Origin of the sequence: Albimonas pacifica (genome assembly GCF_900113695.1) — a bacterium.
Lineage (GTDB): Bacteria > Pseudomonadota > Alphaproteobacteria > Rhodobacterales > Rhodobacteraceae > Albimonas > Albimonas pacifica.
The window spans coordinates 250194-275960 of record NZ_FOQH01000008.1; the positions used below are offsets into that span (position 1 = coordinate 250194).

Genomic DNA, 25767 nt, shown 5'->3' on the forward strand with positions numbered 1-25767 from the left:
GCGCGATGTCGCGAGCGACGGCCCGCGCAGCCGGCTCAGGCCTCCGCGGGGGCGTCGAGGCGGGCGGCGAGCCGGTCGAGCGTGCGCTGGAAGTCGTCGAGGTTCACGCGGAACCCGCCCGCCTCGGCGTCGCCCACGATGAAGCCGAAGGGGATGCCCATTACCGCGCTCCAGTCGCGGTGCGAGACGTAGAAGCGGTCCGGCGGCTGGATCACCAGCAGCCCCGCCCGGTCGCGGAGCGTGTAGAGCGCGTGCGAGAGCTGGCTGCCCTCGATGCTGACGAAGATCTTCGCGCCCAGGCATTTGCGGATCAGCGCGTCGCCGTCGGTCTCCGGCTCGATGATCGTGGTCCCGAGCCCCTCGAGCAACGCGATCAGCTCGTCCTCGTTGTGCAGCTCCCGCTGCGCGCCCGTGGCCCCGCGCCGCATGTAGACGATCTCCGGGTTCGAGGCGGGGCAGGCGTCCAGCACCCTCCGGCGCAGCTGCCGGAACCGCTCGGCCTTGTGCGGGTTCTGGCCGGCGTCGTCGAAAAGCGTCAGGTCCCGGTAGAAGTGGTTCTCGGCCGTCAGGTCGTCATGTCCGAAGATCCGGCGATAGACGTCGGCGTCCGGCCAGTTCGGCGTCTCGAGGCGTCGGATCCGGCCGCGGTCCTGCGCCAGCAGCCGGGTGGGGCAGTCGTCCCGCAGCCAGTCTCCGAAGAAGTGCGTGCCCAGCACCGAACTGCAGAGCGCCACGGGCTCGTCGACCGTCGCGTAGCGCCAGGGGTGCGGCGCATCGGGACGGCGCAGGTTCAGCGTCACCACCGTCGCCGGAGGGCGGATCAGACGCTTGTGGGTGATGTAGCAGTTGCGCAGACGTCGGGCGCGGATCGGCTTGCAGGTCCGGCGGTGCCCCGGCAGGGTCGAGACGGCGGCTTGCACCGTGCCGAACGCGGCGGCGGAGATCTTTTCGATCTGGCCGTCGAGGTGGACGCTGGGCTCGTACCAGACGTCGATCGCGGGGACGACGATCTCGACGTCCCGATGCTCCCAGTCCATCGCCATCGGCCGTCCGAGATCCTTGCGGAGCAAAGCGATCCTCTCGAGCGGCGAGACGATGGGATGCATGGGCGGGTCCTTCGGGCAAGCATCGCGAGAGGCGCGCGCGTCCGGATGAACGCGCGCGCCTCGCGATGCATACGTCATGTCCGGCGGGATGTTGAGCCCTGCGCGGCGCCGTCTGGCGCTACTTGCTCAGCTCTTTCATCGCCGTCGTCAGCCCCTCGAGCGTCATCGGGTGCATGCGGCCGGCGAAGATCTCCTGGATCATGCCGATGGAGTGGGTGTAGCGCCACTGGCGCTCGGGCACCGGGTTGATCCAGGTGCAGGAGGGCCACTTGTCGATGGCGCGCCGCAGCCAGACCTCGCCCGCCTCCTCGTTCCAGTGCTCGGAGGCGCCGCCGGGATAGGCGATCTCGTAGGGCGACATCGAGGCGTCGCCCACGAAGATGCACTTCCAGTCCTTGGGGAACTTGTTCAGCACGTCATGGGTCGGGATCTTGTCCGACCAGCGACGCTTGTTCTCCTTCCACACGCCCTCGTAGAGGCAGTTGTGGAAGTAGTAGTGCTCCATGTGCTTGAGCTCGGAGGTGGCCGCCGAGAACAGCTCCTCCATCACCTTGATGTGGTCGTCCATCGAGCCGCCGACGTCGAGGAACAGCACCACCTTCACGGCGTTGCGCCGCTCGGGCCGGGTCTTCACGTCGAGATAGCCGTGTTCCGCCGTCGAGCGGATGGTGCCGTCGAGATCGAGCTCCTCGTCCGCGCCGTCGCGGGCCCAGCGGCGCAGGCGCTTCAGGGCCACCTTGATGTTGCGGGTGCCGAGCTCGACCGAGTCGTCGAAGTCCTTGAACTCGCGCCGGTCCCAGACCTTCACCGCCTTGCGGTGGCGCGATTCCTTCTGGCCGATGCGCACGCCTTCGGGGTTGTAGCCGTAGGCGCCGAAGGGGGAGGTGCCGGCGGTGCCGATCCACTTGTTGCCGCCCTGGTGGCGGCCCTTCTGCTCCTCGAGCCGCTGGCGCAGCGTCTCCATCAGCTTGTCGAAGCCGCCGAGCGCCTCGATCTCGGCCATCTCCTCCTTGGAGAGGTGCTTCTCGGCCAGCTTGCGCAGCCATTCCTCGGGGAGCGAGATCGGCTCGGCCCCCTCGGGCGCGCCGGAGACGGCCTCCAGCCCCTTGAACACCTGCGCGAAGACGCGGTCGAACTTGTCGATGTTCCGCTCGTCCTTCACCAGCGCCGAGCGGGCGAGGTAGTAGAACCCCTCCACGTCGTATTGCACCAGGCGCTTGTCCATGGCCTCCAGCAGCGTGAGATACTCGCGCAGGCTGACCGGCACCTTGGCCTCGCGGAGGCCCAGAAAGAGATCGGTGAACATGGACGCATACTAGCAAGTATGCCCCGCCCCGGTCGAGGGGGGAACGCAGGGCGGGCCCGGGATTCCGCCGACCGCCGGCAAGGGGGCGGGCAGGGGGCGGGGGCCGCCCCCGGGCGCCGCTCAGCTCGGGGGCAGGTGGATGTCGACCGCCAGGATCTCCACCGGCTGATCGCCGATCGTCCACCAGTGGGTCTTGGAATGGTCGGCCGGGATCACGTCGCCGGCGCGGTAGACGGTGGTCGTGCCGTCGTCGAGATGCTCGGTCGCCTCGCCCGAGAGCACGTATTCGATCGAGGGCCGCTCGGCGTGGGAGTGGCGGGCGACGACGCCGCCGGGCGCGACCCGCAGCAGCCGGGTGCGCAGGATGCGGCCGCCGGTCTCGGCGAACTCGGGGGCGAGCGGCATCTCGTGGAGCAGCTGGCCCGACAGGCCCTGGTTCTCCGTCGGGGGCTCCTGCGCCAGGGCGGGCAGGCAGGCCAGGGCCAGCAGGGCGGCCAGCGCCGGGACGGCGCCGGGACGGGAAAGGGCGGCGCGGGGGAGGGTCGCGGTCATCGGTCGGCCTCATGTCGCTCGGGCCCGGGCGCGCGCGGAAGGCGCGCGGCGGGGCCGCGTGCGTGGAGACTGGCGCGCCGGGCGTGACCGGGGCGTGACCGAAGCGGGCGGGTCGCTCAGTCGCCCAGCAGACACTCGAGGAAGTCGCGGCCCGCGGGGCTCAGCGGGGGCGCCGTCACCCGGTCCGAGTCGTTCTGCAGGATGCGCAGCTCGCTGCCGCCGCTCTGCGCGGCGACGAGCTTCACGATCTCGATGGTGCCGTCCTCGGTGTGCCACAGGCGCTTGGAGATCAGCGCGTCGTAGCCCAGGGCGCGGAAGTCGCGCAGGCCCATCGGCTCGAAGGCGTAGAGCACCGGCGAGGCGACGCCCTGCGACGGCGGTCCCAGGTACTGGCGGTCGATCGTGGCGTCGTAGGCCCCGCACCAGGTCTCGCGGTCGACCAGCGCGATCTCGCGGGAGAACTCGGCCTCCTCCGAGCGCTCGGCGCGCCATTGCTCGGTGTAGGCGCAGCCCGTCGTCAGCACGGCCGCCGCGGCGGCGGCCAGGATCGCGATGCGGCTCAATTGAAGAACCCCTGCCAGTCGCCCAGCGTGGCGACGACGTAGATGACGAGAACCGCCGCGAGCCCGTGGATCAGGCCGTAGCGCAGGCGGTCCGCCGTGCGTCCGCCGGCGCGGCGCGCGCGCAGCCAGCCCCAGGCGAAGAACAGCGCGAAGGCGATCAGCAGGATCATCGGCGATACTGGATGAACGGCGACTTCGTGGCGACCTGATCGTAGAGCATCCGGCCCTTGTAGTTGAACTCCTGCGTCATCCAGTAGACGGCCGGCGTGCCGGCGGCGTCGGCCGCGGCGTAGACCGCCTGGATCAGCGACCGGCCCACGCCCCCGCCGCGCACGTCGGGGTCGACGAACAGGTCCTGGAGGTAGACCACGTCCTCCACCCGCCAGTTGTGGCGATGGAAGATGTAGTGGACGAGGCCCATCAGCCCCTGGCCGTCGGGCCGTTCCGCCACCAGGGCGTTCATGTCGGGATGCTCCGCCGACAGGTTGCGCGCGAAGGCGGAGGCGTAGACCTCCTCTGGGACCGTCGTCTCGTAGAACGCGAGATAGAGGGTCCAGAGGCGGCGCCACTCGGCTTCGTCGGCGGCGGAGAGGGGGCGTATCACGATGCTCATGAATGGGGTTTTGGCGCCGCCCGACGCCCGGGGCAAGCGCCTGGGCGCCGCGGCCGCGCCGCGCGGGCGCGTCAGATGCGCCCTTCCAGCACCGCGCGGAAATCGAGATGCCCCGGGATCCGGGGATTGAGGTGGTGGGCGGCGCGCGGCGCGCGCCGGCGGGGCGTGCCGGGAATCGAGTTCAGCCAGCCCAGCAGGTCGAGGTCGCCCAGGTGCTGGGCGACGTCGGTCAGCGACGCGGGCAGGGGCGCGACCGCCCCCAGCGTGCGGACCGAGGCATGGCGCAGCCGGTCGAAGGCCTCGGCGTCGTGCCGCCACAGCCCCTGCAGCGCCGCCGCCAGCGTCAGCGCCCCGCGCGAATGGCCCACGAGGGTCCGGATCTCCCGCGCGGGGTCGCGCATCACCTTCAGCAGGGCCGCGAGGTCGAAGGCGCCGGGGGGCGGGTGGATCTCGGCCGGCCCGCCCGCGGTCATCGCCAGCGCCGGCGCCGCCGCGTCGGGCCGGGCCTGCGTCCGCCGCCAGGCGCGCGCGCGCCCGGCCAGGCCGAACCAGACCCAGCCCCCCAGCGCCTCGTCGATTATCCGCTCCAGCCCGCAGCCCCCCACGATCGCCCCCACCGGCGCGTCGAGATGGTTGGCGAGCGTGCGCGCCAGCGCCGCCCCGCCGAGGGCCGAGCCCCCCATGCCGGCGAGCGCGAAATGCTTCAGCAGGTCGCCGGGCGCCATTCGGAAGGCCGCGAAATCCTCGTGCCGGGTCAGCGCCACGCCGCGCGCGCCGGGGTTGGGGCGGACCACGACGACCGCCCCTCCGGCGCGGGGGGCGGGGGCGAGCAGGGCGCGCTCCGCCCCGCTCAGCCCCTCGACGTCGTAGAAGGCGCAGTCCAGCAAGGCGTTGCGCGCGGCCAGCGGCGCGGCGGCGGCGAGGCCCGCGGCGGGAAACCCGATCATCGCGGTCCCTTCCTTCATCGGGGCGTCAGGCGACGGCGCAGCCTGAGGCCGCGACGCGAAACGCAGGATGAACGGAGGCCCGCCGTCCGGGAGGCGCGCCGGAGGGATCGCCCGGGTCCTCGCCCCGCGTCCGGAACGAAAACGCCGCCTCCCGGGGGGAGGCGGCGTTCTGCCTGCGGCGAGGGGGCGGCGCGCTCAGCGCTCGCGCCGCGCCATGAAGGCCAGCCGCTCGAACAGGTGCACGTCCTGCTCGTTCTTGAGCAGCGCGCCATGCAGGCGGGGCAGGGCGTCGGTGGGGTTCTGGCGCAGGTCGGCGGCGTCGAGGTCGTCGGCCATCAGGAGCTTCAGCCAGTCCAGCACCTCGGAGGTCGAGGGCTTCTTCTTCAGGCCGGGCGTGTCGCGGATGTCGTAGAACTGGGTCAGGGCGCCGCGCAGCAGGCTGGCCTTGATGTCGGGGAAGTGGACCTTGACGATCTCGGACATCGTCTCCGAGTCGGGGAACTGGATGTAGTGGAAGAAGCAGCGGCGCAGGAAGGCGTCGGGCAGCTCCTTCTCGTTGTTCGAGGTGATCAGCACGATCGGGCGGACCTTGGCGCGCACCAGCTCGCCGGTCTCGTAGACGTAGAATTCCATCCGGTCGAGCTCCTGGAGGAGGTCGTTGGGGAACTCGATGTCGGCCTTGTCGATCTCGTCGATCAGCAGCACCACCTTCTGCTCGGCGTCGAACGCCTCCCAGAGCTTGCCCTGCTTGATGTAGTTGCGCACGTCGCGCACCCGCTCGTCGCCGAGCTGGCTGTCGCGCAGCCGGCTCACCGCGTCGTATTCGTAGAGGCCCTGCTGGGCCTTGGTGGTGGACTTGATGTTCCACTCGATGATCGGCAGGTCGAGCGCCGAGGCCACCTGCCTCGCCAGCTCCGTCTTGCCGGTCCCGGGCTCGCCCTTGACCAGCAGCGGGCGCTCCAGCGTGATGGCGGCGTTCACCGCGATCTTCAGGTCCTCGGTGGCGACGTAGTCGCGCGTGCCTTCGAACTTCATGGGCCTCGGCCGCTCCCCGGTGCGTTTCTCCTGCATCCCCTGTCGCCGCCTGTGTTCCGTCTGGCGGTCGGGACGCCTCACGCGATTGGTGACACATACGGACGGGTATGGGCAAGGGCGAGGCAGGGCCGCGCCTGCGTCCTGTCGTGCGCCCGATCATCGGCAGGCGCCAATCGCTGCGGGCGCCGCAGAACTGTGCGCAATCCCGCGCCGGGGCGCCGAAGGAACAGGCAATTCCCGCAGGGCGTGTCGGTAACGAACCTTTCGCGTGACTTAATCGTGACCGGGGTCTATACGAAGCTGCGGCGACGCGAGGAGCTCGGCGCGACAGGCCCTCCGAAGAACGCTGCGGCGCGTTCGACCTGGAGGCCGCCAGCTCCTGAACGGCTCGCCGCGGGGTGGCAAGACGTGCATCGAGGTGCCTGGCGATGAAGTCCGAAATCGTGCTTGAGGCCGAGTATTTCCCGTCCGAGGACGAACCTTTCATGAACCCTCGGCAGCGGGAATACTTCCGCCGCAAACTCACCGAATGGAAAGAAAGCATCCTGGCCGAGAGCCGCAGCACCCTCGAGGGGCTGCAGGAAAGCGGCCAGTCCGTCCCGGATCTGGCGGACCGCGCCTCCGCCGAGACCGACCGCAGCCTCGAGCTGCGCACCCGGGACCGGCAGCGCAAGCTGATCTCCAAGATCGACGCGGCCCTGCGCCGGATCGAGGACGGCTCCTACGGCTACTGCAACGTGACCGGGGATCCGATCAGCCTGAAACGGCTGGACGCGCGCCCGATCGCGACGCTGAGCCTTGCGGCCCAGGAGATGCACGAGCGGCGCGAGAAAGTGTATCGCGACGACTGATCCCGCCCGCGTCGCAGCGCGAGCGAGACCGAGGGCCGGCCCGGCGACGGGCCGGCCCTTCGCATGTCCGCGCGCCCCTCGCGGTCAGGGGCGGCGGCGAATCGATTCGGGCCAGGAGCCCCAGAGGCGGTGACGTAGCGGAAGACTATAGATGCGGCGACCGTGATGTGAAAAGCGAAACCGTACCGTGGCGGGACGAATCCGCGCCGCCCCTCCGCGCGGCCGCGCGTTGACAGGAGCGGGCGGGGCGCGTTAGCTCGGGCGCATCCGTCGGGGCGTCCCAGTGAGGGGCTGAGAGGCGCGTAAGCGCGCCGACCCGTCGAACCTGATCCGGGTCATGCCGGCGAAGGGAAACGGATGCGACGCGCCGGCGCCCATGGGCCTTCCGCGTCCCGCCTTTTCCCCCCGCTCGGCCTCTCCCGGTCCTGCAACCGCGCCGTGCTCGAGCGGCGCCTGGACGAGGCCCGACATGCTCCGATCCTCCGCGATTTCCGCCGCCCTCGCCGCGCTGACGCTCTCGGCCGCGCCCGCCCTGGCGCAGGAGAAGCTGACCCTGGTGCTGGACTGGTTCGTGAACCCCGATCACGGCCCCATCGTCGTCGCGCAGGAAAAGGGCTGGTTCGCCGAGGAGGGGCTGGAGGTCGAGATCGTCGCCCCCGCCGACCCCGCCGACCCGCCGAAGATGACCGCCGCGGGCCGCGCCGACATCGGCGTCGGCTACCAGCCCCAGCTTCACCTGCAGGTGCACGAGGGGCTGCCCCTGATCCGCGTCGGCACGCTGGTGGCGACGCCCCTCAACTGCCTGCTGGTGATGGCCGACGGGCCGGTGCAGACGGTCGCAGACCTCAAGGGCCGCAAGATCGGCTACTCGGTCGCCGGCGTCGAGGAGGCGCTGCTGACCGCGGTGCTGGGCAAGGCGGGCCTGACGCTCGACGACGTGGAGCTGGTCAACGTCAACTGGTCGCTCTCGCCCGCGGTGATGTCGGGGCAGGTCGACGCCGTCATCGGCGCCTTCCGCAACTTCGAGCTCAACCAGATGGATATCGAGGGCCGCCCCGGCAAATGCTTCTACCTCGAGGAGGAGGGCCTGCCCGCCTATGACGAGCTGATCTTCCTCGCCAACCCCGAGACCATGGACCGCGCGGTGATCGCGAAGTTCCTGCACGCGGTCGAGCGGGGCACGCAGTTCATCGTCAACCACCCGCAGGAAAGCTGGGAGATCTTCGCCGGCACCTCCGCCGAGCTTCAGGACGAGCTGAACGAGCGGGCCTGGGCCGACACCGTGCCCCGCTTCGCCCTGCGCCCCGCCGCCTTCTCCGCCGGCCGCTGGGCGACGTTCGAGGCCTGGCTGGCCGAGGCCGGGCTGGTGGACGAAGCTTGGCCGGTTTCGCGCTTCGCCGTCGACGTCACCGCCGAGCCGGCCGAGTAAGTGCCCCCCGGCCTGCGTCTGACCGGCCGGCTGGACCTGGCCCCCGCCGACGGGCCGGCCCTGCCGCCCCTGTCGCTGACGGCCCCCGCCGGCCGCTGGACCTGCCTGCTGGGCCCCTCGGGCGTGGGCAAGTCCACGATCCTGCGGCTGCTGGCGGGGCTGCCCACCGGCGTGGGGTTCGAGGGGGAGGCGGGCGGCGACGACCGCCGCCCCCTCGCCGGCCGGGTCGCGTGGATGGCGCAGTCGGACCTGCTGCTCCCCTGGCTGAGCGTCACGGAGAACGTGATGCTCGGCGCCCGCCTGCGCCGGCAGCGCCCCGACCGGGCCCGCGCGCGCGAGATGATCGAGGCCGTCGGCCTCGGCCCCCATGCCGCCAAGACCCCCTCGGAGCTCTCGGGCGGGATGCGCCAGCGCGCGGCGCTCGCCCGGCTGCTGATGGAGGACCGCCCCGTGGCCCTGCTGGACGAGCCCTTCGGCGCGCTCGACGTGCGCACCCGCGCCGAGATGCAGGCGCTGGCCTTTCGGGTGCTGGCCGGCCGCACGGTGCTGCTGGTCACCCATGACGCCCACGAGGCCGCGCGCCTGGGCCACCGCATCCTGCTGCTGACCGAGGCGGGCCTGGCCGAGGTCGAGCCCCCCGAGGGCGAGCCGATCCGCGACCCCGCAGGGCCTGCGGTGCTCGCGGCGCAGGCCCGCCTGACCCGCCGCCTGCTGGAGCCGGACGCATGAGGGGGGGATCGGCGACGGGCGGCCTGTTCGCGGCCGCGGTCCTGCTGGCGGTCTGGCAGGGGGTGGTCTGGGCGACGGGGGCCGCGCCCTTCATCCTGCCCTCGCCCCTGCGCGTGGCGCAGGCGCTGTGGACGAGCCGCGCCCTGATCGCCGAACATGGGGTCGTCACCCTGGCCGAGGTGCTGGCGGGCCTCTTGCTCGGCGCGATCCTGGGCGCGGGCACCGCGATCCAGCTGGCGCTTTCGCCGATCGCGCGGCGGCTGCTGCTGCCGGCGCTGGTGTTCATGCAGGCGGTGCCGGTCTTCGCGCTGGCCCCGATCCTGACGCTGTGGCTGGGCTACGGCATCGGCTCGAAGATCCTGATGACGGTGCTGATCATCTACTTCCCCGTCACCTCGGCCTTCTACGACGGGCTGCGGCGAACCGACCCGGCGCTGCTCGACCTCTCGGCCGTGATGGGCGGCACGCGCTGGTCCGAGCTGTGGCGCCTGCGGGTTCCCGCGGCGCTGCCCGACCTCGCCTCCGGTCTGCGGCTGGCGGCGGTCTACGCCCCCATCGGCGCGGTGATCGGCGAGTGGGTGGGGGCCTCGAAGGGGCTCGGCTACCTGATGCTGCTGGCCAACGGGCGGGCCAAGACCGACCTGATGTTCGCGGCCCTCTTCGTGCTCGCGCTCGGGGCGGTGGCGCTCTACGTGCTGCTCGGCATCGCCGCGCGGCGCCTGGAACGCTGGAGCCGGACGGGGCGCTGATCGGCGCCGCCTCGTTCCAGCGGGCGCCAAACATTCCAGACATGCCAAGGGCTTGGCGGTTGCGCCTGCGGGGCTGAGCCGTAGGCTGTCCCCGCTGCCCGGACCGCTGCGGCGGGATCGCCCGCCTTCGCGCCGCGCCCCCGCGCGGCAGGGAACAAGGGGCGCCGGCCTCGGCCCGATCGCGAGACGCCGTCCGCGCCCTGCCTGACCGGCGGACGGCTGCGGCCGGAGGGGGCTCGGGGAAACGCCCCCTCCGGTCCTTTTCAGCGGTCGCTGACCTGCCAGCGCGGATTGATCCAGGGCTCGACGTTCTCGGCGGGCAGGGGCGGGCGGCCGAGGATCATGTCCGCCGCCTTCTCCCCCACCAGGATCGAGGGCGCGTTGGTGTTGCCGTTGGTCACCCGCGGGAAGATCGAGCTGTCGGCGACCCGCAGCCCCTCGACCCCGATCACCCGGCACTCCGGATCCACCACCGCCGTCGGATCGTCCGCGCGCCCCATGCGGCAGGTGCCGCAGGGGTGATAGGCGCTCTCGGCATGCTCGGCGATGAAGGCGTCGATCTCGTCGTCGCTCTGCACCGCGGCGCCGGGCTGGATCTCCTTGCCGCGGAAGGGGTCGAAGGCGGGCTGGGCGAAGATCTCGCGCGTCATGCGGATGCAGCGGCGGAAGTCGATCCAGTCCTGCTCCTCCGACATGTAGTTGAAGACGATCTTCGGGGCCTCGCTGGGGTCGGCGGAGCGCAGCGTGATCTCGCCGCGCGACTGCGCCCGCATCGGCCCGACATGGGCCTGGAAGCCATGCCCCTCCGCCGCCGCCTGGCCGTCGTAGCGCACCGCGATCGGCAGGAAGTGGAACTGCACGTCCGGATAGTCGACGCCCGCGCGGGAGCGCACGAAGGCCGCGCTCTCGAACTGGTTGGAGGCGCCGAGCCCGGTCTTGAACAGCAGCCACTGCGCGCCCGACCAGGCTTTTCCGAACAGGTTCCAGTGCTTGTAGAGCGTGATGGGCTGCGTGCAGGCCTGCTGCACATAGACCTCGAGATGGTCCATCAGGTTCGCGCCCACGCCCGGCCGGTCCGCCTTCACCTCGATCCCGTGGGCCGCGAGCTGCGCCCCCGGCCCGATCCCCGACAGCATCAGCATCTTGGGCGAGTTGATCGAGGAGGCGGCCAGCACCACCTCCCGCCGCGCGCGGATCACCTGGATCTCGCCGCCCCTCTCGACCTCGACGCCGGTCGCGCGGCCGTCCTCGATGACGATGCGCCGCGCGAGGCAGCGGTGCAGCTTGAGGTTCGACCGCTTCATCGCGGGCTTGAGATAGGCGTTGGCGGCGGACCAGCGGCGGCCTTTCCAGACCGTCTGCTCCATCGGGCCGAAGCCCTCCTGCTTCTCGCCGTTGTAGTCGTCGGTGCGTTCGTATCCTGCCTGAAGACCGGCTTCCACGAAGGCGTGGAACAAGGGATTTTCGCGCGGGCCGCGGGTGACGTGCAGGGGGCCCGAGCGGCCGCGCCAGTCCGGATCGCCGCCGTGGCCGCCGTCGTGCCAGGTCTCCATGCGCTTGAAGTAGGGCAGCACGTCGGCGTAGCTCCAGCCCGCCGCGCCCTGGTCGGCCCAGTGGTCGTAGTCGCGCGCATGGCCGCGCACGTAGACCATGCCGTTGATCGAGGACGAGCCGCCGATCACCTTGCCCCGCGGCACCACCAGCCGGCGATTGTTCAGCCGCGGCTCGGGTTCGCTCAGGAATCCCCAGTCGTAGCGGGACATGTTCATCGGATAGCTGAGCGCGGCGGGCATCTGGATGAAGGGGCCTGCGTCGGTCCCCCCGTGCTCCAGCACGATCACCGAATGCCTGCCGTCCTCCGACAGCCGCGCCGCCAGCGCCGAGCCGGCGGAGCCCGAGCCCACCACCACGAAATCCGCCTCCATCGAGACGCCGCGCCGTTCGGTCCCGCTCATCGCCCGGACCCTCCCGGGCGCAGCGAGTCGAAGGAGATCATGACGTGTTCCGCAAAGGCGGGTCTTGCTTTGAGATCAGCGTAATAGCGGGTGACGTTCGGATGGGGCGGCAGGGTCAGCTCGCCCGTCTCCTCGATGGCATGGAGGCGGAACATCAGGTGGCCGACGATGATGTCTGCAAAGGAGAATTTCTCGCCAATCCAGGGGGATGCCGCGAGATGTTCATCCAGGATCGCGACCAGACGGGCCAGCGCCTCGACACCCTTCGCCAGCGCCGCGGCATCGCGCTGGGCGTCGGTGAGGCGCACCAGCGGAATGTAGACCTGGTTGAGGAAGGCGGAGCCGAAGGCGACCTTCCCCCACTCCGCCCATTTGTCGAGCCGGGCGCGGGCCAGCGGATCGCGCGGCCAGAAGGCCTCGTCCCCATGCATCGCGGCGAGGCAGCGGACGATGGCGGCGCTTTCGAAGATCGCCTCGCCCTCGATCTCCACGACGGGCACCAGGCCGTTGGGATTCATCGCCTTGTACTCGGGCGTCGCGGTCCCGCCGTAGGCCCCGCCGACGTCGAGACGCTCGACCTCGAGGCCGAGCTCGGCTGCGCACCACGTCACCGTCTGCACGTTGGAGGAGGTGGCGCGACCGTGCACCGTGATCTGGGTCATGGGCGGGCTCCTCAATAGGGCGCGTCGACCGGGTTCAACCCGACGTAGACGGTCTTGCGCTGGGAGTAGTTTTCCAATGCGGCCAGGGCGTTCTCGCGCCCGAGGCCGGAGGCCTTCACGCCCCCGAACGGGATCTCGACCGGGGTCAGGTTGTACTGGTTGATCCAGACGATCCCGGCCTGCAGCGCGTGCGCCACCCGGTGCCCGCGGGCGAGATCGGCGGTGAACACGCCCGCCGCGAGCCCGTAGGGCGTGGCGTTGGCGCGCGAGATCGCCTCCTCCTCCTCGTGGAAGCGGAGCAGCGAGAGGACCGGGCCGAAGATCTCCTCCCGCGCGATGGTCATCTCGTCGGTCACGTCGGCGAAGATCGTGGGTTCGACGTAACAACCGGCTTCAAGCCCCTGCAACGCCGGGACTTTGCCGCCGTGCACGAGGCGCGCGCCCTCGGCGCGGCCGGCCGCGATGAAGTCCATCACCTTCGCATGCTGGGCGGCGGAGACCAGCGGGCCCATCTGGGTCGCCTCGTCCATCGGGTCGCCCAGGCGGATGGCGGCGGTGCGCTCGGCGAGCCGCTCGAGGAAGCGGTCGTGCAGGGCGTCCTGCACGAAGACCCGGGTGCCGTTCGAGCAGATCTGCCCGCTGGAATAGAAGTTCCCCAGCATCGCGCCGCCGACCGCGTCCTCCAGCGAGGCGTCGTCGAAGACGATCAGCGGGGATTTTCCGCCCAGCTCCAGCGTGGCGTGCTTCAGCCCCGCGGCGGCGGCGCCGTAGACCTTCGCGCCGGTCGGAACCGAGCCGGTCAGCGACACTTTCGCCACGCGGGGATCTGCGATCAGGGACGAGCCGACCTCGCCAAAGCCCTGAACCACATTGAAAAGACCGGGAGGGGCGCCGGCCTCGACCAGGATCTCGGCGACCTTGAGGGCGCAGAGGGGGGTCGTCTCGGAGGGCTTGAAGACCATGGCGTTGCCGCAGGCGAGCGCGGGGGCGGCCTTCCAGCAGGCGATCTGCGTGGGGTAGTTCCAGGCGCCGATGCCCACGCACACGCCCAGCGGCTCGCGCAGCGTGTAGGCGAAGTCGCCGCCCAGCAGGGCGCTCTCGCCGCCCTGGCCCGCGATGACGCCGCCGAAGAACTCCAGGCTGTCCGCGCCGGAGGATGCGTCGGCGACCAGCGTCTCCTGGAACGGCTTGCCGGTGTCGAGGGTCTCCAGCTCCGAGAGTTCGCGGTTGCGGGCGCGGATCAGGTCGGCGGCGCGGCGCAGGACGCGGCCGCGCTCGGCGGCGGGCAGGGCGGCCCACGCGACCTGCGCCCGGGCGGCGGAGGCGAGCGCCGCCTCGATCACCGCCGGAGTCGCCGCGTGCAGCCGCGCCACGGTCTCGCCGGTGGCGGGGTAGACGCACAGGATCTCGCGGCCCGCGTCGTCTTCCAGATACCGCCCGTCGACGAAGTGGGAGGCGGTGGGTTGCGCGCGCATCATTCGCCCCTCGGGTAGCGCTGGGAGTCCTCCAGCACGTTCAGGTCCATGTGGTTGCGCATGTAGCGCTCGGAGGCCTTCTGCAGGGGCTGGAAGTCCCAGGGGTAATAGGCGCCGTTGCGCAGCGCCTCGTAGACGACCCAGCGGCGGGCCTGGCTCTCGCGCACCTCGGCGTCGAAGGCGGGCAGGTCCCACAGCTCGGCGACCCGGGCGGCGAAGGCCGCGGCGGTCCCGGCGTGGGCCGGATCGTCGGCGAGGTTCTTCAGCTCGTGCGGGTCCGACGCCAGGTCGAACAGCTGCGGCGGGTCCAGCTCGCAGTGGATGTATTTCCAGCGATCCTGGCGCAGGCAGACGAGCGGCGCCTGGGAGCCCTCGGCCGCGTACTCGATCCGCACCGGCGCCGTGCGCGGCTCTCCCTTCGCCAGCGGGACCAGATTTTCGCCGTCGGTCCAGGGCGCTATCTCGGAGATATCGACCCCCGCCAGCGCGCCCAGCGTGGGCGCGACGTCGATGGTGGAGACGGGCGTCTCCTCCAGCCGCGGCGCGAGGCCCGGGGCCGCGATCATCAGGGGAACGCGGGCCGAGCCCTCGAAGAAGCTCATCTTGAACCACAGGCCCCGCTCGCCGAGCATGTCGCCGTGGTCGGAGAGGAAGAGGACGATCGTGTCCTCCTCCTGCCGGGTTCCCCGCAGCGCCTCCAGGATCTCGCCGATCTTGTCGTCGAGATAGGAGATGTTGGCGAAATAGGCGCGGCGCGAGCGGCGGATGTCCTCGCCGGTGATGTCGAACTTGCGCCAGTCGTTGGCGTCGAAGAGGCGCCTGGAATGCGCGTCCTGCTCGGCGTAGGGGATCGCGGGGATGGGCGGCGCGAGATGCCCGCAGTCCTCGTAGAGGTCCCAGTATTTGCGCCGCGCCACGTAGGGGTCGTGGGGGTGGGTGAAGCTGACGGTCAGCATCCACGGCCGCTCGTCGCGCCGCCGGCCGAGGTCGTAGACCTTGCGCACCGCGTGATAGGCGACCTCGTCGTCGTACTCGAGCTGGTTGGTGATCTCGGCCACGCCCGAGCCCGTCACCGAGCCCATGTTGTGATACCACCAGTCGATGCGCTCGCCCGGCTTGCGGTAGTCCGGCGTCCAGCCGAAGTCGGCGGGGTAGACGTCGGTGGTCAGCCGCTCCTCGAAGCCGTGCAGCTGATCGGGGCCCACGAAGTGCATCTTGCCCGAGAGCGTGGTCGCGTAGCCCGCGCGGCGCAGGTGGTGGGCGTAGGTGGGGATGGACGAGGCGAACTCGGCCGCGTTGTCGTAGACCCGCGTGCGGCGCGGCAGCTGGCCCGACATGAACGACGCCCGCCCCGGCGCGCAGAGGGGCGAGCCGGTGTAGGCGTTGGCGAAGCGCACCGAGCGGGCGGCGAGCGCCTTGAGGTTCGGGGCGTGCAGCCACTCCGCCGGGCCGTCGGGGAACAGGGTCCCGTTCAGCTGGTCGACCATCAGGATCAGGATGTTGGGGCGGGACGTCATTCGGCGGGAAGCCTCCGGAGGTCGCTGAGGGGGTCGGCGGCCGGGCCTGCGCCCTCCGCGGCGAGATGCACGTCGAGATAGTCGAGGGTCAGGCGCTTGGCCTCCTCGGCGTCGGGCGCCCGGTCCTGCAGGGCGCAGCGGATGTAGAGGCCGTCGATCATCGAGGCGATTCCCTGGGCGATTCGCCTCGCCGGGGCCTCGCCGACCAGGGGGCGCAGGTCGTGGACCAGGTTCGAATCGAGCCGCCGGGCATAGACCCGCAGCAGCCGCGCGGCCTCGGGCGAGGTCTGGGCGAGGACGTAGAAGGCGAGCCAGGAGGCGACGCATTCCCGGTCGAACTGCTCGTCGGAGAAGGACGCCTCGACCACCGCGCGGATGCGCGCGGCCGGGCCCTGCGCCGCGGCCTGCCGCCGGCGCACGGAATGCCCGAATTCCCGCAGGATATGGCGCATCGCGGCCAGGAAGATCTGGTCCTTGGACCCGAAATAGTGATGCGCCAGCGCCGCCGAGACCCCGGCGCGCGCCGCGATCCGGCCGACCGTCACGTCCAGCGAGCCGACCCGCCCGATCTCTGCGATCGTGGCGCGGATCAGCGACTCGCGGCGCAGCGGTTCCATTCCGACGCGGGGCATGATGCGGTCCTTTTCCGAACACAACCGTTTACATCCGGCCTCATCTGTTTTTTGATTGAGGCGTCAATCAAAAGCAACCCGCCGCGTGGCGCTCCTTGATCGGGACCGCCGGGCGGAGGGTCCCGACCCGACAGGAGATGCCGAATGAAGACCTCTTCCTTCCTGACCCGTGCGTGCGCCGTGGCGGCGCTGGCCGCGGTCGCCGGCGCGCCGCTGGCCGCCCGGGCGAACTGCGACGAGGTGACCTTCTCGGACGTCGGCTGGACCGACATCACCACCACCACCTCGATCGCCAAGCACGTGCTGACGGGGCTCGGCTACGACGTGGACGTGAAGGTGCTCTCGGTGCCGGTGACCTTCGCCAGCCTCGAGAGCGACGACGTCGACGTGTTCCTGGGCAACTGGATCCCGGCGCAGAACGGCGCGATCCAGCCCTATCTCGACAGCGGCGAGATCGAGCAGGTCACGGTGAACCTCGAGGGCACCAAGTACACGCTCGCCGTGCCCACCTACCTGTGGGAGCAGGGCCTGCAGTCCTACGGCGACATCCACACGTTCGCCGAGGGGCTCGACAACAAGATCTACGGGATCGAGCCGGGCAACGAGGGCAACGCCTATCTCGTGAGCCTGACCGAAGAGAACAAGTTCGACCTCAAGGACTTCGAGATCGTCGAGAGCTCCGAGCAGGGCATGCTCGCCATGGTCGCGCGCGCCTACAAGAAGGAGGAGCCGGTGGTGTTCCTCGGCTGGGAGCCGCACCCGATGAACGCCAACTTCTCGCTGAAGTACCTGCCGGGCGGCGAGGACTTCTTCGGCGGCGAGGGCGTGGTCTACACCACCACCCGCAAGGGCTATGTCGAGGAGTGCCCCAACGTCGGCAAGCTCCTGCAGCAGATGAAGTTCTCCCTCGCCATGGAGAACGAGATCATGGGCAAGATCCTCGACGAGGGCGAGGAGGCCGACGAGGCGACCGCCGCCTGGCTGAAGGCCAACCCCTCGGTGATCGAGCCGTGGCTCGAGGGCGTGACCACCAGGGACGGCGAGCCGGGCCTGCCGGCGGTGAAGGCCGCGCTGGGCCTGTGAGCGCCGGCCGCGCGCCCGCGCGGCCCGCCTGAGACGCGCGGCGCCCCCTGCGGCGCCGCGAGGGGAGGGCGACCCGCTCGCCCCGACGACGGGGCCGCGCGCCCGGGGCCTCTCCCCGGCCGCGCGGCCCGCCCGCCCACCCCCGACGCGACCGGGGAGAGGCCCCGGCCCCCCGGCGGAGCGCTCCGTGGGGCTGGAGAAAGGCCGGCGCGCGCGGCCGCCCTGCTGTCCTCCCCGTCTCCGCAGGGGCTATGAGGGGAGGGGAAGGGCCGGCCCGCGCCGGAGTTCTTTTCGAGGGAAGAGGGGACCAGCTTGGACTGGCTGAGCGACTACAAGATACCCGTGGGCAAATGGGCCGGCGGCTTCTTCGACTGGCTGCAGGATCACGGCGGCTGGTTCTTCGACGGTCTGGCGGACCTGATGTCGGCGATGATCGACGCGCTGCTGTGGATCCTGCAGGAGCCGCCCGCCATCCTGGTGATCGCCGTCTTCGTCGGCTTCACCTGGTTCGTCCAGCGCTCGTGGAAGCTGTGCCTGGGGGTCTTCATCGGCTTCCTGTTCATCCTCAACCAGGACTACTGGGAGGAGATGACCGAGACCCTGTCGCTGGTCGTCTCCTCGTGCATCGTGTGCATGGCGGTGGGGGTTCCCATCGGCATCGCGGCGGCGCACCGGCCCCGGCTCTACGCCTGGATGCAGCCGGTGCTGGACCTGATGCAGACGCTGCCGACCTTCGTCTACCTGATCCCGGCCATCGTGTTCTTCGGCATCGGCATGGTGCCCGGCCTGATCGCCACGGTGATCTTCGTGGTGCCGGCGCCGATCCGGCTGACCTACCTGGGCGTCTCCTCGACGCCGAAAGCCCTGCTCGAGGCGGCGGAGGCCTTCGGCGCCACCGGCACGCAGAAGCTGTGGAAGGTGGAGCTGCCCTACGCCCTGCCGCAGATCATGGCGGGGCTGAACCAGACCATCATGCTGTCGCTGTCCATGGTCGTCGTGGCGGCGCTGGTCGGCGCCGACGGGCTCGGCGTGCCGGTGGTGCGCGCGCTCAACCAGGTCAACACCGCGCTGGGCTTCGAGAGCGGCTTCATCATCGTCGTGGTGGCGATCATGCTCGACCGCATGCTGCGGCTCGGGCAGCGCAAGTGAGGGGGCAGGGCATGACCACGCAGAAAACCCGCCCCGCGGCGGTGACATTCGAGGCGGTGAACATCGTCTTCGGCGGCGATCCGCAGAGCGCGCTGCCCCTGATGGACCGCGGCCAGACCCGCGCCGAGATCCAGGAGAGCACCGGCCAGGTGCTGGGCGTGCACGACTGCAGCCTCGAGGTCGGCGAGGGCGAGATCCTGGTGCTGATGGGCCTGTCGGGCTCGGGCAAGTCGACGCTCCTGCGCGCCGTCAACGGCCTGAACCCGGTCTGCCGCGGCCGGGTGCTGGTCAACGACGGCGAGGGGATGACCGACGTCTCCAACTGCGACGCGAAGACCCTGCGCCGGATCCGGCTGAGCCGGGTGGCCATGGTCTTCCAGCAGTTCGGCCTGCTGCCCTGGCGCAACGTGGTCGACAACGTGGGCCTCGGGCTCGAACTCGCCGGCATGTCGGACAAGGAGCGCGAGGCCAGGGCCCGCGCCCAGCTCGAGCTGGTGGGCCTGACCGACTGGGCCGAGCGCAAGGTCGGCGAGCTCTCGGGCGGGATGCAGCAGCGGGTCGGCCTCGCCCGCGCCTTCGCGACCGAGGCGCCGATCCTGCTGATGGACGAGCCGTTCTCGGCGCTCGATCCGCTGATCCGCACCCGGCTCCAGGACGAGCTGCTGGAGCTGCAGCGCAACCTCAAGCGCACGATCATCTTCGTCAGCCACGACCTCGACGAGGCGTTCAAGATCGGCGACCGGATCGCGATCATGGAGGGCGGGCGCATCGTGCAGTGCGGCACCCCCCAGCAGATCATCCGCGAGCCGGCCGACGCCTATGTCGAGGACTTCGTGGCCCACATGAACCCGCTGGGCGTGCTGCGCGCCTCGGACGTGGCCCAGCCCGGCTGGGCGCCGGAGGGCTGCGGGATCGTCGGCCCCGACACCCCCGTGCGCGAGGTGCTGGAGATGCTGGCCGAGAGCCCCACGCTCTGGGTCCGCGGCCACGGCGGCGAGGACCTGGGCATCATCCGCGCCGAGGAGGTGGTCAAGGCGCTCGCCTGAGCCCCCTCGTGGCGATGGAGACGGCCCCGGGCGCTCCCCGGGGCCGTTTTCGTTGCGCCCGCCTCCGCGGCCCCGGTCACACCGGCGCGGCGAGGCCCATGGCGCGCTGGTGGGCTGCGACCAGCGCCGCGACGTCGGCGTCGCCGTGCAGGCCGAGGGACTCGGCCCGCGCGGTGTCGAAACGGCTGGGCCAGCTCGCCACGATCGCCTCGATGGCGGGGTCGGGGCGGTGGGCGACCAGCGACGCCGCCTCCGGCCCGCAGGCCGCCGAGAGGGCGGCGAGCATCGCCCGCGGCGTGGTCTCGATGCCGGGCAGGTTCACCTCGATGCGGTCTCCCAGCCGGGCGCGGTCGAGGCAGGCCAGCGCCACGATGTTGCGCAGCGTCGCCTCCGGCGAGCCGATCCACAGCGGCAGGTCGAGGTCGACGGGGCAGACCGCGGGCTCCCCCGCCATCGGCTCGCGCAGGATGGAGCTCGCGAAGGAGGAGGCGGCGGCGTTCGGCCGGCCCAGGCGCACCACCACCGTGGGCAGGCGGCCGACGATCCCGTCGACGAAGCCCCGTCGCGAGGCGTCGGCGACCAGCAGCTCGCCCATCGCCTTCTGGGTCCCGTAGCTGGAGCGGGGGCGCAGAACCTGGTCGTCGGGCACCACCGGGGGGCAGTCGGCGCCGAACACCGCCAGCGAGCTTGCGAAGAAGAACAGCGGCCGCTCCGCCCGCAGCCGGCAGGCGTCGAGCAGGCGGCGGGTTCCGTCGAGGTTCACCCGCATCCCGGTCTCGAACTCCGCCTCCGCCTGGCCGCTGACCACGGCGGCGAGGTGGAAGACGGCGCCGGTCTGGGGGCCCACGACCTGGGCCAGGGCGTCGGCCTCCTCGACCCCGCCCAGCCGGCTCTCGACCCGGGGGTCGGGGATCGGGCAGGGGGAGAGGTCGAGGGAGACGATGCGATCGAACGCCGGCAGCCCCGGCATGCGCGCGTCCTTCGCCGCCAGCAGCGACGCCACGAGCCGCGCGCCCAGGAAGCCTGCGCCCCCGGTGACCAGGATCTCCATGGCCCTCTCCCTCCCTGCTTCTTCGGCGGCGATCATAGCCGGTCGGGCGCGGCGCGCCACGCCCGACGCGCGCGCCCGCCGCGCCGGGGGACGGGCCCCGTCAGTCGCGCAGGCGCCAGCCGGTGGCGAAGATGGTGCGGATCGCGAACAGGCACGCCGCCATGAACAGCGCGATCGCCGCCAGGCTCGCCCCCACCGCGACGTCCGAGGTCTCGAAGAACGCCCAGCGGAAGCCGGAGACGAGGTAGAGCACCGGGTTGAACAGCGTCACCGTCTGCCAGGCCGGCGGCAGCATCGAGACCGAGTAGAAGCTGCCCCCCAGGAACACCAGCGGCGTGATCACCAGCAGGGGCACGAGCTGGAGCTGCTCGAAGTTCTTCGCCCAGATCCCGATGATGAAGCCGAACATCGAGAAGCTGATGCAGGTCAGCGCGAGGAACATGAAGGCGAGCCCGGGATGCGCGATGGGCAGGTCCACGAACAGGTTGGCGGTCGCGTAGATGATCAGCCCGATCATCATCGCCTTGGTCGCCGCCGCGCCCACGTAGCCCACCATCACCTCCCAGAACGACACCGGGGCGGAGAGCGTCTCGTAGATCGTGCCGACGAACTTGGGGAAGTAGATGCCGAAGGCGGCGTTGGTGACGCTCTGGGTCAGCACCGTCAGCATGATCAGGCCCGGCACGATGAAGGCGCCGTAGGCCACCCCCTCCACCTGGTCGATGCGCGAGCCGATGGCCGCCCCGAAGACCACGAAATAGAGCGAGGTCGAGATCACCGGGCTGACCACGCTCTGCAGCAGGGTGCGGAAGGTGCGCGCCATCTCCGAGACGTAGATCGCGCGGATCGCGGCGAGGTTCATGGGTCTTCCTTCACCAGGTTGACGAAGATGTCCTCGAGGCTGTCCTGCGTGGTGCGCACGTCGCGCAGCCTGAGCCCCGCCTGCGACAGGTCGTGGAGCAGCGAGGCGATGCCCGTGCGCTCCGCCGCGCGGTCGTAGGCGTAGTCGATGGACATGCCGTCCGCGGACAGCGTCAGGTCGTAGCGCTCCAGCGCCGGCGGGATCGCCCCGGCGGGGGTCTGCAGCTCGATGGTCAGGCGCTTGGAGCCCATGCGCCGCATCAGGGCGCCGGTCTCCTCGATCAGCAGGATGCGCCCGCCCGAGATCACCGCCACCCGGTCGGCCATCGCCTCGGCCTCCTCGATGTAATGGGTCGTCAGGATGATCGTCACGCCCTGGGCGCGCAGTTCGCGCATCACGTCCCACATGCCCTTGCGCAGCTCGACGTCGACGCCGGCGGTGGGCTCGTCGAGGAACAGGACCTCGGGGTCGTGGGCGAGCGCCTTGGCGATCAGCACCCGGCGCTTCATGCCGCCCGAGAGCTCGTTGATCTTGGCGTCGCGCTTCTCCCACAGCGAGAGCGAGCGCAGCACCGCCTCCACCCGCGCGTCGTCGCGGGGCTTGCCGAACAGGCCGCGGGAATAGGCGACGCTGTCGCGGACCTTCGAGAACGGCTCCAGCGCCAGCTCCTGGGGGACCAGGCCGATCATGCGGCGGGCGGCGCGGTAATCGCGCACCACGTCGTGGCCGCCGACCTCGATGATCCCCTCCTCGAGCCGGGCCATGCCGCAGATCAGCGAGATCAGCGTGGTCTTGCCGGCGCCGTTGGGCCCCAGCAGCGCCAGCACCTCGCCGCGCGCGATCTCGAGGTCGACGCCCTTCAGCGCCTGGAAGCCTGTGGCATAGGTCTTGCGCACGTCGCGGATGGAGACGATCGGGCGGTCTTGCGAGGTCAAGGGAGAGCTCCGGAGGTCGTCCTGGGGGGGGCGGGCGTCGGCGGGGCTCCGCACATAGTCCACCGCGGCGGCCGGGGAAAGGGCGGAGCGGCGCGCAGGCGACGCCGGGCGGGGGCCCGGCCGCGGACGCCGTCCCTTGCGCGGCCCCGCCCGGAGCCCCCGCCCCGACCCCTGCGGCCTCAGGCGGCCACGCGCCAGGCGCCGGCCTCGGCGGCGGCGCGGGCGAAGTCGGCGAAATCGCGCGGCGCCCGGCCCAGCGCCCGCTGCACGCCGTCGCCCAGCCAGGCGTTGCGCCCGTCGAGCGTCTCGCGCGCCACCGCCGTCACCACCTCGGCGAGGGCCCCGCCATGGGCGCGGGCGACCTCGTCGTGGAACGCGTCGAAGGACAGCGACAGGCGCTGCACCGGGCGCCCGGCGGCGGCGGCGATGTCGGCGGCCATCTCGTCGAAGGTCATCAGCCGCGGCCCGGTCAGCTCGTAGAGCTCGCCCGCGTGACGGGGATCCAGCAGCGCCTCGACCGCGATCTCGGCCAGGTCGTCGATGTCCAGGATCGGCTCGCGCACGTCGCCGCCGGGCATCGGCAGCACGCCCGCGCGCACCGGATCGGCGAGCTCGCCCTCCGAGAAGTTCTGCGCGAACCAGGCCGCGCGCAGCACCGTGACGCCCAGGCCCGAGGCCTGCGCGATCTCCTCCGCGCGGCGGGCGTGGCGCTCGCCCCGCCCGGTCAGCAGCACCAGCCGCCCGAGGCCCGAGCGGCGGGCCTGCTCGACGAAGGCCGCGACCGTCTCGACCGCGCCGGGAACGGCGATGTCGGGGTGATAGGCGACATAGGCCGCCTCGACGCCCTCCAGCGCGGGGGCCCAGGTCCCGGGCCGGGTCCAGTCGAAGGGCAGCGCGGCGCTGCGGGCGCCGGGGCGCACGGCGCGGCCGCGGGCGGCGAGGCCTGCGGCCACGCGCGAGCCGGTCTTGCCGGTGGCGCCGACGACGAGGATGGGGCGGTCGGTCATGGGGGATCTCCTTGGGCGGGCCCGGGGCGGGCGTGGCGAGGGCCTGCACATGGCCCGTCCGGCGTGGACGCCCCAGTCCCGCGCGTCCGCATCTCTTGCCCGTTCGTCCGCAACCGCTGGACGCGCCGCGCGGCGGGCGCCACCCTCGGGCCATGGACCGGCCCACGCCCCACGTTCCCGACCCCGACGCGCTGGCCCGGCCGCTGGGCGATCCGCTGGGCGAGATCCTGCACCTGCTGAAGCTGACCGGCGCCTTCTACTGCCAGGCGCGGATGACCGCGCCCTGGGGGGTGGCGGTGCCCGGCTTCCCGGACCTGCTGAGCTTCGTGGTGGTCGTGGGCGGGCGCTGCTGGCTGACCGTCGGCGACGCCGAGCCCTTCGAGGCGGGGCCGGGCGACCTGGTGCTGGTCACCAACTTCGCCCCCATCGGCTTCCGCAGCGACCCCGCCCAGCCGCTGCGCACGCTCGAGGCGCTGCCGGTGCGCAAGGTCTCCGAGCTCTACGAGACGCTGGAGTTCGGCGGCGGCGGGGCGGAGACCAGCCTGATGTACGGGCTCGCGCGGATCGACCACGCCGCGGCCGGGATGCTGACCGCGCTGCTGCCCGACGTCCTGCGCATCGACCCGTGGGAGGAGGACGCCGGCGGCTGGCTGCAGGGCACGCTGCAGTTCATCGCCCGCGAGGCGCGCGAGCTGCGCCCGGGCGGCGAGACGGTGGTCACGCGCCTCGCCGACGTGGTGATGATCGAGGCGATCCGGCGCTGGCTGACCTCGGACGAGGCGGCCGGACACGGCTGGCTGCGCGCGGCGCGCGATCCGCAGATCGGGCGGGCGCTGCTGGCGGTCCACCGCGATCCCGCGCGACCGTGGACCGTCGAGGCGCTGGCCGGCGTGGCGGGGATGTCGCGCTCGAGCTTCGCGGCGCGGTTCACCGCGCTCGCCGGGATGCCGGCGATGCAGTACGTGGTCGCCTGGCGGATGCGCCTCGCCCGGCGCGCGCTGCAAGAGACGCGGGCCCCGGTCGCCGCGATCGCGGCAGACCTCGGCTACCGCTCCGAGGCCGCGTTCAGCCGCGCCTACCGCCGTCTGTTCCAGGAGCCGCCCGGACAGCTCCGCCGCCGCGCCGCCGCGGCCGGCTGAGCGGGAGCAGGGCGCCGCCCCGGCCGGCCCCGCCCGACCGCGCCCCGGGCCCCTCGCGCATTGTCACCCTACGGCGACGGTTCCGAACGCTGGAAGCCGTCGCTCCGTTTCGGGGCATAACGGTTCGCCGAGTCGTTGTATGCGTGAACGCGGTGGCGTGCTTGAAATGGAGCGTTGCATGAAGTGGATAAGGGTCGTCGGTGGCTTCGTGATCGCCCTTGGGGCGCTATGGGTCATCCTGGGGGAGCAGCTTGCGGGCGCCAGCGCCGATGCGGTGCTCAACGCCCGGCTGACCACGGTGCGCGCCCCCATCGCGGGCGACCTGACGCTCGCCCGGCGCGAACTGGGCACCTTCGTCGAGCAGGGGGAGCCGCTGGGCTCGCTCTCCGATCCGCGCGCCGACACCGTGCGCCTCGACGACCTGGTGCTCGAGCGCGCCGTCGCCCAGTCCGAGATCGACCGGCTGACCGCCGAGATCGCCGCCCATGAGGAGGCGATCGCCGCGCTGGAGACCCGCGCGCGCGACTACGGCGTGCGCCGCCAGCGCCAGCTCGAGGCGCAGCTCGAGCAGCGTCACGCCCAGGCCCGCGCCCTGGAGGCGACGCTGGAGGAGGCGCGCGGCGCGCTCTCCCGCTCGACCGAGCTGCAGTCGCGCGGCATCGAGACCGCCGCCAACTTCGACCGCTACCGCGCCGCCGCGCGCGTGGCCGAGCGCCAGCTCGAGGCCGCGCAGGCCGACATCGAGGTGGCGCAGATCGAGCTCTCCTCCGCCCGCCGCGGCGTGTTCCTGGGCGAGGGCTACAACGACGCCCCCTATTCCGAGCAGCGGATCTCCGAGCTCTCGGTGCAGATGCGCCTGCTCAACGCCCAGCTCGCGGGCGAACGCAGCCGGATCGCGGCCATCGAGGCGCGCGTGGACGCCGAGCGGCGGCGGGTGAACGACCTGCGCACCGCCGACCTGAACGCCAACGCCCGCGGGCGGGTGTGGTCGATGCTCGCCGCCGACGGCGAGCGGGTGCAGCGCGGCCAGGACGTGATGCGGCTGGTGGACTGCGCCTCGACCATCGTGACGCTGTCGGTGGCGGAGTCGGTCTACAACACGCTGGCCATCGGCGACGCGGCCGAGTTCCGGCCCTCGGGCTCGGACCGGGTCTTCGCGGGCACGGTGCTGCGGCTGGCGGGCTCGGGGGCGGCGACGATCTACCAGAACCTGGCCGTCGCCCCCTCCCAGCGGCATCTGGAGCGCTACGACGTGGCGCTGCAGGCGCCCGGCCTGGTGGACGACGACGAGATGGGCTGCGCGGTCGGGCGCACGGGGAGGGTGTTCTTCGAGACGCGGCCCCTCGACGGCCTGCGCCGGCTCTTCGACTGAGG

At 71.7% G+C, this 25767-nt stretch carries 26 protein-coding genes and 1 riboswitch; of the genes, 9 read left to right on the forward strand and 17 right to left on the reverse strand.

All coding sequences use genetic code 11. The features are described 5' to 3' along the window. Positions 1–35: 35 nt before the first annotated feature. From BM064_RS18355 to BM064_RS18385, 8 genes are all read right to left on the reverse strand, one after another. The gene (locus tag BM064_RS18355) at positions 36–1106 is read right to left on the reverse strand and encodes a glycosyltransferase 61 family protein (RefSeq protein ID WP_143103378.1); all 1071 of its coding nucleotides are present in this window, start codon (positions 1104–1106) and stop codon (positions 36–38) included. Positions 1107–1224: 118 nt separating this feature from the next. Further along, positions 1225–2412 carry a vWA domain-containing protein gene (locus BM064_RS18360; protein ID WP_092861998.1) on the reverse strand — a complete coding sequence of 396 codons (1188 nt, stop codon included), beginning with the start codon at positions 2410–2412 and terminating at the stop codon, positions 1225–1227. Between the two features lie 120 nt (positions 2413–2532). Continuing rightward, positions 2533–2964 carry a cupin domain-containing protein gene (locus BM064_RS18365; RefSeq protein ID WP_092862000.1) on the reverse strand — a complete coding sequence of 144 codons (432 nt, stop codon included), beginning with the start codon at positions 2962–2964 and terminating at the stop codon, positions 2533–2535. 116 nt (positions 2965–3080) lie between these two features. Next, positions 3081–3527 carry a hypothetical protein gene (locus BM064_RS18370; RefSeq protein WP_092862002.1) on the reverse strand — a complete coding sequence of 149 codons (447 nt, stop codon included), beginning with the start codon at positions 3525–3527 and terminating at the stop codon, positions 3081–3083. Continuing rightward, a complete protein-coding gene (locus BM064_RS27555; protein WP_177236320.1) occupies positions 3524–3697 on the reverse strand; it encodes a hypothetical protein in 174 nt (57 codons plus the stop codon). The genes BM064_RS18370 and BM064_RS27555 overlap by 4 nt, the downstream gene beginning before the upstream one ends. Beyond that, complete coding sequence (locus BM064_RS18375) at positions 3694–4140, reverse strand: GNAT family N-acetyltransferase (protein ID WP_092862004.1); 447 nt, start codon at positions 4138–4140, stop codon at positions 3694–3696. Before BM064_RS18375 ends, BM064_RS27555 begins: the two co-directional genes overlap by 4 nt. A 71-nt stretch (positions 4141–4211) precedes the next feature. Then, on the reverse strand, positions 4212–5087 hold the full coding sequence (locus BM064_RS18380) for a hypothetical protein (protein WP_092862006.1): 876 nt from the start codon (positions 5085–5087) through the stop codon (positions 4212–4214). A gap of 195 nt (positions 5088–5282) precedes the next feature. Then, entirely contained in the window at positions 5283–6122 is an 840-nt protein-coding gene (locus BM064_RS18385) for an AAA family ATPase (RefSeq protein WP_092862008.1), read from the reverse strand. Between the two features lie 428 nt (positions 6123–6550). On the opposite strand from BM064_RS18385, the gene dksA reads away from it, so the two are divergent. From dksA to BM064_RS18405, 4 genes are all read left to right on the forward strand, one after another. Continuing rightward, on the forward strand, positions 6551–6973 hold the full coding sequence (dksA, locus tag BM064_RS18390; protein WP_092862010.1) for an RNA polymerase-binding protein DksA: 423 nt from the start codon (positions 6551–6553) through the stop codon (positions 6971–6973). A gap of 261 nt (positions 6974–7234) precedes the next feature. Next, positions 7235–7343: riboswitch (TPP riboswitch) on the forward strand. Between the two features lie 99 nt (positions 7344–7442). Then, entirely contained in the window at positions 7443–8402 is a 960-nt protein-coding gene (locus BM064_RS18395; RefSeq protein ID WP_092862012.1) for an ABC transporter substrate-binding protein, read from the forward strand. Continuing rightward, on the forward strand, positions 8403–9131 hold the full coding sequence (locus BM064_RS18400) for an ABC transporter ATP-binding protein (RefSeq protein WP_092862014.1): 729 nt from the start codon (positions 8403–8405) through the stop codon (positions 9129–9131). It begins immediately after the preceding gene. Beyond that, complete coding sequence (locus BM064_RS18405; protein ID WP_092862016.1) at positions 9128–9880, forward strand: ABC transporter permease; 753 nt, start codon at positions 9128–9130, stop codon at positions 9878–9880. The genes BM064_RS18400 and BM064_RS18405 overlap by 4 nt, the downstream gene beginning before the upstream one ends. A 263-nt stretch (positions 9881–10143) precedes the next feature. On the opposite strand, the gene betA is transcribed toward BM064_RS18405, so the two are convergent. Genes betA through betI form a run of 5 tightly spaced genes read right to left on the reverse strand, consistent with a single transcriptional unit; the run spans position 10144 to position 16121 of the window. After that, positions 10144–11805, reverse strand: coding sequence for a choline dehydrogenase (gene betA, locus BM064_RS18410; RefSeq protein ID WP_092862269.1), 1662 nt, complete (start codon positions 11803–11805; stop codon positions 10144–10146). 26 nt (positions 11806–11831) lie between these two features. After that, positions 11832–12497 (reverse strand): glutathione S-transferase family protein, encoded by a 666-nt coding sequence (locus tag BM064_RS18415; RefSeq protein ID WP_092862018.1) that lies wholly within the window; start codon positions 12495–12497, stop codon positions 11832–11834. Positions 12498–12508: 11 nt separating this feature from the next. Further along, positions 12509–13972 (reverse strand): betaine-aldehyde dehydrogenase, encoded by a 1464-nt coding sequence (gene betB / locus BM064_RS18420; RefSeq protein ID WP_092862271.1) that lies wholly within the window; start codon positions 13970–13972, stop codon positions 12509–12511. Then, positions 13972–15489 carry a choline-sulfatase gene (gene betC / locus BM064_RS18425; RefSeq protein ID WP_092862020.1) on the reverse strand — a complete coding sequence of 506 codons (1518 nt, stop codon included), beginning with the start codon at positions 15487–15489 and terminating at the stop codon, positions 13972–13974. Before betC ends, betB begins: the two co-directional genes overlap by 1 nt. After that, entirely contained in the window at positions 15486–16121 is a 636-nt protein-coding gene (gene betI / locus BM064_RS18430) for a transcriptional regulator BetI (RefSeq protein WP_092862022.1), read from the reverse strand. The genes betC and betI overlap by 4 nt, the downstream gene beginning before the upstream one ends. 144 nt (positions 16122–16265) lie before the next feature. Between betI and choX the strand changes: the two genes are divergently transcribed. The 3 genes from choX to choV all read left to right on the forward strand — a co-directional run bounded on the left by choX (position 16266) and on the right by choV (position 19399). Continuing rightward, on the forward strand, positions 16266–17204 hold the full coding sequence (gene choX, locus BM064_RS18435) for a choline ABC transporter substrate-binding protein (protein ID WP_092862024.1): 939 nt from the start codon (positions 16266–16268) through the stop codon (positions 17202–17204). A gap of 312 nt (positions 17205–17516) precedes the next feature. Next, positions 17517–18353 (forward strand): choline ABC transporter permease subunit, encoded by an 837-nt coding sequence (gene choW / locus BM064_RS18440; RefSeq protein ID WP_092862026.1) that lies wholly within the window; start codon positions 17517–17519, stop codon positions 18351–18353. Between the two features lie 11 nt (positions 18354–18364). Then, the gene (choV, locus tag BM064_RS18445; protein ID WP_092862028.1) at positions 18365–19399 is read left to right on the forward strand and encodes a choline ABC transporter ATP-binding protein; all 1035 of its coding nucleotides are present in this window, start codon (positions 18365–18367) and stop codon (positions 19397–19399) included. A gap of 76 nt (positions 19400–19475) precedes the next feature. Here choV and denD read toward each other — a convergent pair whose 3' ends face one another. The 4 genes from denD to BM064_RS18465 all read right to left on the reverse strand — a co-directional run bounded on the left by denD (position 19476) and on the right by BM064_RS18465 (position 23254). Beyond that, positions 19476–20450 carry a D-erythronate dehydrogenase gene (denD, locus tag BM064_RS18450; protein ID WP_092862030.1) on the reverse strand — a complete coding sequence of 325 codons (975 nt, stop codon included), beginning with the start codon at positions 20448–20450 and terminating at the stop codon, positions 19476–19478. A gap of 100 nt (positions 20451–20550) precedes the next feature. Further along, positions 20551–21312, reverse strand: coding sequence for an ABC transporter permease (locus BM064_RS18455; RefSeq protein WP_092862032.1), 762 nt, complete (start codon positions 21310–21312; stop codon positions 20551–20553). Further along, positions 21309–22247 carry an ABC transporter ATP-binding protein gene (locus BM064_RS18460; protein ID WP_092862034.1) on the reverse strand — a complete coding sequence of 313 codons (939 nt, stop codon included), beginning with the start codon at positions 22245–22247 and terminating at the stop codon, positions 21309–21311. The genes BM064_RS18455 and BM064_RS18460 overlap by 4 nt, the downstream gene beginning before the upstream one ends. 179 nt (positions 22248–22426) lie before the next feature. Further along, positions 22427–23254 (reverse strand): SDR family oxidoreductase, encoded by an 828-nt coding sequence (locus BM064_RS18465; protein WP_092862036.1) that lies wholly within the window; start codon positions 23252–23254, stop codon positions 22427–22429. A gap of 152 nt (positions 23255–23406) precedes the next feature. Here BM064_RS18465 and BM064_RS18470 point away from each other — a divergent pair, with 152 nt between their 5' ends. Together BM064_RS18470 and BM064_RS18475 are read left to right on the forward strand one after the other, a co-directional pair. Further along, positions 23407–24393, forward strand: coding sequence for an AraC family transcriptional regulator (locus tag BM064_RS18470; protein ID WP_092862038.1), 987 nt, complete (start codon positions 23407–23409; stop codon positions 24391–24393). 178 nt (positions 24394–24571) lie between these two features. Continuing rightward, a complete protein-coding gene (locus tag BM064_RS18475; protein WP_092862040.1) occupies positions 24572–25765 on the forward strand; it encodes an HlyD family secretion protein in 1194 nt (397 codons plus the stop codon). The last annotated feature ends 2 nt before the right edge of the window (positions 25766–25767 follow it).

Bases quoted from the DNA above. Each gene is read 5' to 3' on its own strand.
- choX (WP_092862024.1), top strand. From the start codon at position 16,266: ATGAAGACCTCTTCCTTCCTGACCCGTGCGTGCGCCGTGGCGGCGCTG.
- dksA (WP_092862010.1), top strand. From the start codon at position 6,551: ATGAAGTCCGAAATCGTGCTTGAGGCCGAGTATTTCCCGTCCGAGGAC.
- BM064_RS18470 (WP_092862038.1), top strand. From the start codon at position 23,407: ATGGACCGGCCCACGCCCCACGTTCCCGACCCCGACGCGCTGGCCCGG.
- choV (WP_092862028.1), top strand. From the start codon at position 18,365: ATGACCACGCAGAAAACCCGCCCCGCGGCGGTGACATTCGAGGCGGTG.
- BM064_RS18365 (WP_092862000.1), bottom strand. From the start codon at position 2,964: ATGACCGCGACCCTCCCCCGCGCCGCCCTTTCCCGTCCCGGCGCCGTC.
- BM064_RS18455 (WP_092862032.1), bottom strand. From the start codon at position 21,312: ATGAACCTCGCCGCGATCCGCGCGATCTACGTCTCGGAGATGGCGCGC.
- betC (WP_092862020.1), bottom strand. From the start codon at position 15,489: ATGACGTCCCGCCCCAACATCCTGATCCTGATGGTCGACCAGCTGAAC.
- BM064_RS18415 (WP_092862018.1), bottom strand. From the start codon at position 12,497: ATGACCCAGATCACGGTGCACGGTCGCGCCACCTCCTCCAACGTGCAG.
- BM064_RS18385 (WP_092862008.1), bottom strand. From the start codon at position 6,122: ATGAAGTTCGAAGGCACGCGCGACTACGTCGCCACCGAGGACCTGAAG.
- BM064_RS18380 (WP_092862006.1), bottom strand. From the start codon at position 5,087: ATGATCGGGTTTCCCGCCGCGGGCCTCGCCGCCGCCGCGCCGCTGGCC.
- BM064_RS18475 (WP_092862040.1), top strand. From the start codon at position 24,572: ATGAAGTGGATAAGGGTCGTCGGTGGCTTCGTGATCGCCCTTGGGGCG.
- betI (WP_092862022.1), bottom strand. From the start codon at position 16,121: ATGCCCCGCGTCGGAATGGAACCGCTGCGCCGCGAGTCGCTGATCCGC.
- denD (WP_092862030.1), bottom strand. From the start codon at position 20,450: ATGGAGATCCTGGTCACCGGGGGCGCAGGCTTCCTGGGCGCGCGGCTC.
- BM064_RS18465 (WP_092862036.1), bottom strand. From the start codon at position 23,254: ATGACCGACCGCCCCATCCTCGTCGTCGGCGCCACCGGCAAGACCGGC.
- BM064_RS18405 (WP_092862016.1), top strand. From the start codon at position 9,128: ATGAGGGGGGGATCGGCGACGGGCGGCCTGTTCGCGGCCGCGGTCCTG.
- BM064_RS18395 (WP_092862012.1), top strand. From the start codon at position 7,443: ATGCTCCGATCCTCCGCGATTTCCGCCGCCCTCGCCGCGCTGACGCTC.
- BM064_RS27555 (WP_177236320.1), bottom strand. From the start codon at position 3,697: ATGATCCTGCTGATCGCCTTCGCGCTGTTCTTCGCCTGGGGCTGGCTG.
- betA (WP_092862269.1), bottom strand. From the start codon at position 11,805: ATGGAGGCGGATTTCGTGGTGGTGGGCTCGGGCTCCGCCGGCTCGGCG.
- BM064_RS18375 (WP_092862004.1), bottom strand. From the start codon at position 4,140: ATGAGCATCGTGATACGCCCCCTCTCCGCCGCCGACGAAGCCGAGTGG.
- betB (WP_092862271.1), bottom strand. From the start codon at position 13,972: ATGCGCGCGCAACCCACCGCCTCCCACTTCGTCGACGGGCGGTATCTG.
- BM064_RS18355 (WP_143103378.1), bottom strand. From the start codon at position 1,106: ATGCATCCCATCGTCTCGCCGCTCGAGAGGATCGCTTTGCTCCGCAAG.
- BM064_RS18360 (WP_092861998.1), bottom strand. From the start codon at position 2,412: ATGTTCACCGATCTCTTTCTGGGCCTCCGCGAGGCCAAGGTGCCGGTC.